Below are 7,743 nucleotides of genomic sequence, written 5' to 3' on the forward strand. Positions count from 1 at the left end.
ACCGGGTTAGACGTTATCTGCCTCTGTGGAGCGAACCGCGACGGAGGCGGCCTCTTTCCCCCATCTCCAGCCTGTGATCTCGGGCATATCGTCCCCATACCGAACAATGTATGTCTTGTGATCGATGAGCTTGTCCCGAATCGCCTGCTTGGCATAAGCAGCCCGTGACCCGAGCTTCGGCACGCGATCAATCACGTCGGATACGAGATGGAAGCGATCCATATCGTTCAGTACGCACATATCAAACGGGGTTGTGGTGGTACCTTCCTCCCTGTAACCCCGGACATGCAGGTTGTCGTGGCCGGTGCGCCGGTAGGTCAATCGGTGGATCAGCCACGGATAACCATGGAAGGCAAAGATGATCGGCTTGTCGGTGGTGAACAACGCATCAAAATCCTGATCCGAGAGGCCGTGCGGGTGTTCGCTCGGTGGCTGCAGCTTCATCAGATTGACAACGTTGATGACGCGCACTTTGAGATCGGGCGCATGTCGTCTAAGCAGGTCGACCGCCGCAAGAGTCTCCAGTGTCGGTACGTCTCCACAACAGGCCATCACAACATCTGGCTCGCCCCCCCGGTCGTTGCTGGCCCACTGCCAGATGCCCAGTCCGGCCTCGCAGTGCTTGATCGCCTCGTTCATTGTCAGCCACTGAGGAGCAGGCTGCTTGCCCGCGACGACGACATTGACGTAGTTCCGGCTGCGCAGGCAATGGTTGGTGACCGAGAGTAGGCAGTTCGCGTCGGGCGGCAGATAGACCCGGATGACCTCAGCTTTCTTGTTCACGACATGATCGATGAACCCAGGGTCTTGATGGCTGAAGCCGTTGTGGTCCTGACGCCAGACATGGCTGGACAAAAGATAATTCAGCGAGCCGATAGGTCGTCGCCAGGGAATGTGATTGCATACCTTCAACCACTTGGCGTGCTGGTTGAACATGGAATCGATGATGTGGATGAAAGCCTCATAGCAAGAGAAGAAACCGTGCCGGCCCGTCAGGAGATAGCCCTCAAGCCAGCCCTGGCACTGGTGCTCGCTGAGCATCTCCATTACTCGCCCGTCGGGCGCGAGATGATCGTCCCACGGATAAGTTTCCGCTACCCAGGCACGGTTGGTTACCTCCAGCACGTCTTGCCAACGGTTGGAGTTGTTCTCGTCCGGACTGAAGAGTCGGAAGTTCCGTTGCTCCATGTTGAGCTTCATCACATCACGTAGAAACCGCCCCATGATCCGCGTCGACTCCGCCATAACGGCGCCGGGCTCGCTCATTTCGACTGCGTAGTCGCGGAAATTCGGCATTCGCAGTTCGCGCAGAAGTAACCCGCCATTGGTGTGCGGGTTGGCGCTCATACGGCGGGTTCCTCGAGGAGCGAGGTCGGCCAACTCAGGACGAAGCCGGCCGCTGTCGTCGAAAAGTTCGGCAGGTCGGTAGCTTTTCATCCATTCTTCCAGAATGCGGACATGGGCGTTGTTTTCGTGCATCTCGCCCATGGGCACTTGATGAGAGCGCCAGTAATCCTCGGTCCGCTTGCCATCGATTTCCTTCGGACAAGTCCAGCCCTTGGGGGTTCGTAGGACAATCATCGGCCAGCGTGGCCGTTCGTTAAGGCCGTTGCGTCGTGAATCCACCTTTATCCGCTGAATTTCGCCGATAATCTTATCCAGCGTAGCGGCCATAAGTTCGTGCATTTTTTCCGGCTCATCCCCCTCAACAAAGTAAGGCGTATAGCCGTAGCCGCGAAACAACTGATCCAGCTCTTCACGGCTGATGCGGGCGAGAATGCAGGGATTGGCAATCTTGTAGCCGTTCAAATGGAGGATCGGCAAAACCACCCCGTCAGTCGCGGGATTCAAGAACTTGTTGGAATGCCAGCTCGTTGCCAGCGGTCCCGTCTCCGCTTCACCGTCGCCGACGACGCAGGCAACGATCAAATCTGGATTGTCGAAGGCTGCCCCATAAGCATGCGACAGAGAGTACCCAAGTTCGCCCCCCTCGTGAATTGAACCCGGAGTCTCCGGCGCTACGTGACTAGGAATACCGCCAGGGAACGAGAATTGGGTGAACAGCCGTTTCATGCCCTCTTCATCGGGCGAGATGTTCGGGTAAACCTCGCTGTAGGTTCCCTCGAGATAGGCATGCGCGACCAGGCTCGGGCCGCCATGCCCAGGGCCCGTGATATAGATCATATCGAGGTCGTGCTTCTTAATGATCCGGTTCAAGTGAACGTAGATGAAGTTCAAACCGGGTGAAGTCCCCCAGTGACCGAGGAGCCGCGGCTTGATGTGCTCCTTCGTGAGCGGCTGCTTAAGCAGCGGGTTGTCGTAGAGATAGATCTGGCCCACCGAGAGGTAGTTGGACGCCCGCCAATACGCATCCATCATTGCCCGCTCTTGATCAGACAACGCGTTTGCCATTGTTTCCTCCTCACTCCGTCTCATCGAGCGCGCCGTTGCAGGGCTCGGCGGAAACCGAGCGCCGTTAATCGCCTGCATCACAGCAGAGACGGCAGCTACAGGGAAAACCGCGCGGCACGGTCTTCATTGATCCAGATCAACGCAAGTCCCGCTGAGGGTCACTCTGGCCAATCCTGGCCGCCGCCTGTCGGCCCGGAGGTGACCGGACACTTTGGTTCAAGCGACGACACGTGCGGCTTGGGATCGGCGGCCAAGAACGGCACGCCATAGATCGCTCAATTGTTCGGCGGGAATTCCACCTGGTTGTTCTGCTTGCCGGTGTTGAATTCCATGATCTTCCGGGTCACGCCGGGAAAGATCGCCGAGATCGGATTGACGCGCAGCACCGGCTGCGCCGGTGTGCCCACAACCTCGTAGGTCACGCCGATCAGGCCCTCATTACTTCCGCCGCCGAGCACTAGGCCGATCACCGGCAACTGGCCGAACATGTTGTTCAGGCCGTACATCGGCACGAAGGTGCCGCTCATGCGCACCTGGTTGCCGATGTTGTCGATGCTTCCTTCGATGGTCGCGCCGATCGCCGGCCCCTTCACGACGCCGTCGCGGATCGTGAGCAGTCCGCTCTGGCGCGTGAACTCGGCGCGCAAGGCGCTGAACGCGACGCCGCTCGTCGTGCCAGGCGAACCGCCGGCTGCGATCCGGTCGAGCTCGGGTTGACCTTTGACGGAGAAGTCGCGGATGTTGATCAGCCCTTCCTTGGGGCTCGGCTCCGCCGCCGGCGGCTCCATCGCGAGCGTGAGCTGACCGCCCACGATCTTGGAATAGAAATCGGTGAAGCGGAAGAATGCGCCGGCGTCGTTGGTCTGCAGGTAGACCACCTCGCGCCCCTGCTGGCGACCGCGCAGATCGGCGGTCACGGGCGTATCGCGCCCGATCTTGCCGTTCAGTGCAAAACTCTTGATGGCGCCGTTGCGCTTGGAGGCCTTCGCATCGACGCTGCGCAACGCTTCGCCATTGAAGCCGGCAACCGCCCCGAGCTTGAGGTCGATGTCGTAATCGATGTTCTTGGTCTTGTTCTTGGGGTCGTCGCGGCCCGAAATCGCCGTGCGCAGGAAGCCGCGGCCATCGAACACGTCGCCGCGCATGGAGACCTTCAAGACGCCGTCGGGCCCGCGGTCGGCGCGCAGCGTGGTCTTGTCGCCTTCCGACGGCGAATAGGTCGGGAAGTTGGCGTTCATGAGATCGCCATTCTGGTCAACTTCCACCGATCCCTTGATCGACGTGCCGGCGCCTTCGACCACGATGTCCTCAAAGCGCGTCGATTGCGGCTTCTGCACCACTTTGAAGGTGGCCTTGCCAGACTTGCCGGGCGTCTTGACCCAACCGGGCAGGATATTGTCGAGCCTGACCTGGGTGAGATCAGCCTCGACGCCGAGCTTGCTGTCGTGATCGCTGCTGCTCGCGATCTTGCCCACGACCTTGACCGGGATCGCGCCGCTCACCGCGGATCCGAGGTCGAGCCCGAGCCGCTGGCGGCCGGCATCGTCGAGCGTTGACTGCAGCTTGATGTCGGCGTCGCCCTCGCTCGGCTTGCGGTAATCCAGCGAAGCCGGCTGCCCGCCGATCTTGACGTCACCCTTGACCTGATAGCCCGCATTGTTGGCGACGACCTTCAGCGCGTTGGCCTCGAGCTTCTGGTTCATCACCAATTTGTCGATCGCGACGCTGCCGAGATCGGCGGTGACGGCGTAAGTCGTATCCTCCTTGGTCAGCACGCCCTTGACCGGCAGGCCGAGATTGATCGTGGCCGAGACCGTCCCCTTGCTCGCATTGGGATCGACGAATGTCGTCCCCGACACATCGCTGAGGCGGTCGGAAGCAAGGATTTCGGCGCAGGCCGGCACCGGACAATCGACGCGGAATTTGATCTTGGCCGGCGAGGGTTTTGGCACCAGGTCCGGGACTTCGAAGGAGAAGTCCGACAGCGTGATCTTGCGCCCGCCCGGCGTGTCGGCGATGCCCTGGGCGATGTTGACGGTCGCGGTGCGGCCGGTCACCCGCGCCCGCAAATCCGCGTCATGAACCACGGGCATCTCGTCCACCGGACGCACCGTCACGCCGCTCGCGACGATGTTGACGGCAAGCCCGTCATCCGGGATTGGAGGCCCCTTGCGGGACAGGTTGCGCACCGGCGAGTTGACGCCGATCTCGATGCGCTGGAGCGTGCCGCGCTCGATCCGCTCGATCACCCATTCGCGCAATTCCGGCACGACCAGCGCAGGCCAAACTCGTTTCAGCGCCGAGGCCGACATTGGCGTGCCCGCGAACCCGAGCTGCAGCCGCGGCTCGCCGGAATAGTCGATGCTGCCGGTGCCGGCGATGCCGATCTCGCCATTGCTGATATCGGCCTGCGTCAGCAGCACGCGCTTCTTGTCGGTGTCGAAACGCAAGCCAACCGCGATGCGATTGAAGATCAGCGGCGGCTCGTTGTCGATGCCCGCGAGCAGGATGGTGCCGCCGCTCAGGCCGAGCTGCCAGTCGTTGATATCGTCATTTGGCGGTTCGAGATGAGCGAGCAGCGTGACCCGATTGGCGCCGGAGACGACCTTGAACGGCGCCAGCAGCACGCGGCGTCCAGCGTCCCATTCAACATTCACTTCGGCAGAATCGATCGCCATCGGATAGTCGGGCGTATCGGTGTCGATCAGGTTGCCGGGGCCGGCGGTGATCTTGCCGCGGAAATAGGTCGGCAGCCCGTCGCGGCCGATTTCACCCTTCAGTTCACCGGATAGCGGCAGCTCGGCATTGTAGGTGAGATCCTTCACCCTGAGCGCGAGCAGGATATTGGCGGATGACAGCTTGTCGGCGCGCAGGTCGACCGCGCGCACGCCATCCCTGAGCGGGCCAACCGCGACGCGCAGCGACCACGGATGGGCGCCCTCTTCACCGACGCTCAGCGCCACGCCGCCGCCGCTCGGCCGCCGCAGGCTCAGGCTGATATTCTCGAAGGTCCATTTGCCGCCGCGCTGCTGATCGTCGACGACGAGGTTGCCGTTCTTCAGACCGATCTCGTTGAGGTTCTGGCCGTCGAGACCGGTCATGCTGAGGCTGTCGAGCCAGTCGAGGCCGGCAAGCAATCCGCTCTGCGCGCTCTCAGACGGCGGCGCCGGGACGCTGACGGACGGCGACGAAGGTGGCGATAACGGCGGCGGCGGGGGCACCGGCCGCGGGAATGTCGGCGGCAGGCCCGCCTCATGCTTGGAAGCGACACCGGTCGCGAGCGGCTTGGCGGTATCGCCGGCGGAAACGGTCACATAGCCGTCCGGCGTGATCCGGATCGCGAGTTCGGCATCAACGAGGTTAAGGCTTTCGGCGCGGAGCTGGCCCATCAGCAGCGCGGTGCCGGACAGTTTGACCTCGGCTTTCGGCGCGCTCGCGACGATCGCACGGTCGCGGTCGCGCACGATGATGTCGCGGATGCGCACGGCGATTCCAATCCGGCCGGCGCGCTCGATCTGGGTGCCGCCGACCTCGACCGTGTTGCCGTGGCCGATATTGTCCTCGATCGCGGTCGCGAGCCATGGCGTCGCCATATCGAGATTGATCGGGCCTGCCCCCAGCCGCCACCACAGCGCGCCGAAGCAGCTCATGAAGATCGCCGCCAGCACGCCCAGCACCAGGGCGATGCGCTTGACCCAGCGCCCGCCATGAGTCGATCGCCGCCTGGGGCCGAAGAAGTCACCGATCCGGTGCAGGCCGGAATCTGAGCGCGACAACAGCCGCCGCGCGCGATGGCCGGCAGCCTCGTCATGCTCCTCCCAGCCGACCTCGTCGCCCCAGCCGCAATACTGGGCGTCGGCACGCGGATTCGGGCTGTGACCTTGGAGCGATCCTTGGGAGCTCGATCCTTGGGACGACGTATTCTTTGCCATTGCCTCTCGGTGCAGGCGCTGAGGTTGATCGCCGCCCAAGGCACGCCCATCGATCTGTATCGAGCGCTCCTGTGCCGGCATCGCTGCCAATCCTCGCTTAATACTGTTAGTCGCCCTCAGCCCCAAGTGAACATTTGAGCGAACATTTGAGCGAACATTCGAGCAAACTTTCAAAGCAGGTTAGGCGAGCGGGCGGATGACGCGTCGAAATCCTTGTGACCATACTCCCGCGCCATCACACTTGCCCGACAGTCGGCACAAATCCGATCGCCGGCGACAAGCGCCGCACTGATACAATGGTTGAGCCCCGGAAAGCGACGAAAGGAAGGCGTATGTCCAAGAAAACGCGCAAGAAATCCTCCAAGACCACAGCCAAATCGTCTCCGACCAAATCGTCTCGGGCCACGGCGGTCCGCAGTAAGGCCGTCGCATCGGTCAAGCCGCCCGCGGCAAAGGCTCGCAAGGCGGTCGCAAAGAAATCCAGCAAGGCGGCCAAAGCCGCATCCACCAAACCGTCCCACAAGGCCGCATCGAAATCGTTAAAATCCGCTGCATCGGCTGCGACCAAATCGACCACCCTGCTCGAGGGTGCCAAGGCGCCTGACTTCCGCCTGCCCCGCGACGGAGGAAGTGAGGTCTCACTCACCGACTTCGCCGGCAAGAAGCTGGTGCTGTTCTTCTACCCGCGCGCGGACACGCCGGGCTGCACCAAGGAGGCGATCGATTTCACCCGGCTGAAGGATGCGTTTGCCGAGAGCGGCACCGAGATCCTCGGCGTTTCTGGCGACACCGTGAAGGCGCAGGAATCATTCAGGAACAAGCATCAGCTCGCCATTCCCCTGGGCTCGGATGACCAGCACGAGATGCTGGAGGCCTATGGGGCCTGGGGCGAGAAATCCATGTATGGCAGGACTTTCCTTGGGATTCTTCGCACCACGGTTCTGGTCGACGCCAATGGCCGGATCGCCAGGATCTGGCGCAATGTCCGGGTCGACGGCCATGCCGACGAGGTCCTGGCCGCCGCCCAATCGCTCTGATCCACCGGGCCCCGTTTCCGGAAAATTAACCATGACCGGCTCAAATCGCTCCCGAACTGAGGCCGTACGGAACTTGATCCGACCGGCGCGGGAGTGCCGATGTCCTATCGTTCCGGTCACCATTTCGACCATCACCAGCAGCACCATCATCCACGAGAGCACGGGCGGACGTCCCCTCGCCGCCCTGCGGCCCATGCCGCGGCGTCGGCAGCCGCGCAGCCTGCGAACGACTACACCCTTGTATCTGCACGGGCATGATTTGTGCGATGGAAGCGATTTAGCGTCTTGGCCGGTGGCCACCGGCCAAGACGCGTGGCGAAGTCGCCCGTTACCCCTCCGGCCACAACCGTGGATGAGCTTTG

General features: G+C 62.2%; 3 protein-coding genes. 1 reads left to right on the top strand and 2 read right to left on the bottom strand.

The window, feature by feature from the left end:
* Positions 1-6: 6 nt before the first annotated feature.
* Positions 7-2,436, bottom strand: coding sequence for a phosphoketolase family protein (locus ACZYOF_RS07480; protein WP_463715322.1), 2,430 nt, complete (start codon positions 2,434-2,436; stop codon positions 7-9).
* A 251-nt stretch (positions 2,437-2,687) separates the two neighbouring features.
* Entirely contained in the window at positions 2,688-6,425 is a 3,738-nt protein-coding gene (locus ACZYOF_RS07485) for a YhdP family protein (protein ID WP_463715323.1), read from the bottom strand.
* A gap of 251 nt (positions 6,426-6,676) precedes the next feature.
* On the opposite strand from ACZYOF_RS07485, the gene ACZYOF_RS07490 reads away from it, so the two are divergent.
* Positions 6,677-7,381, top strand: coding sequence for a peroxiredoxin (locus tag ACZYOF_RS07490; protein WP_130578817.1), 705 nt, complete (start codon positions 6,677-6,679; stop codon positions 7,379-7,381).
* The last annotated feature ends 362 nt before the right edge of the window (positions 7,382-7,743 follow it).

The sequence above is a fragment of the Bradyrhizobium sp. LeoA1Lang genome (assembly GCF_055413685.1).

Bases quoted from the DNA above. Each gene is read 5' to 3' on its own strand.
- ACZYOF_RS07480 (WP_463715322.1), bottom strand. From the start codon at position 2,436: ATGAGACGGAGTGAGGAGGAAACAATGGCAAACGCGTTGTCTGATCAA.
- ACZYOF_RS07485 (WP_463715323.1), bottom strand. From the start codon at position 6,425: ATGCCGGCACAGGAGCGCTCGATACAGATCGATGGGCGTGCCTTGGGC.
- ACZYOF_RS07490 (WP_130578817.1), top strand. From the start codon at position 6,677: ATGTCCAAGAAAACGCGCAAGAAATCCTCCAAGACCACAGCCAAATCG.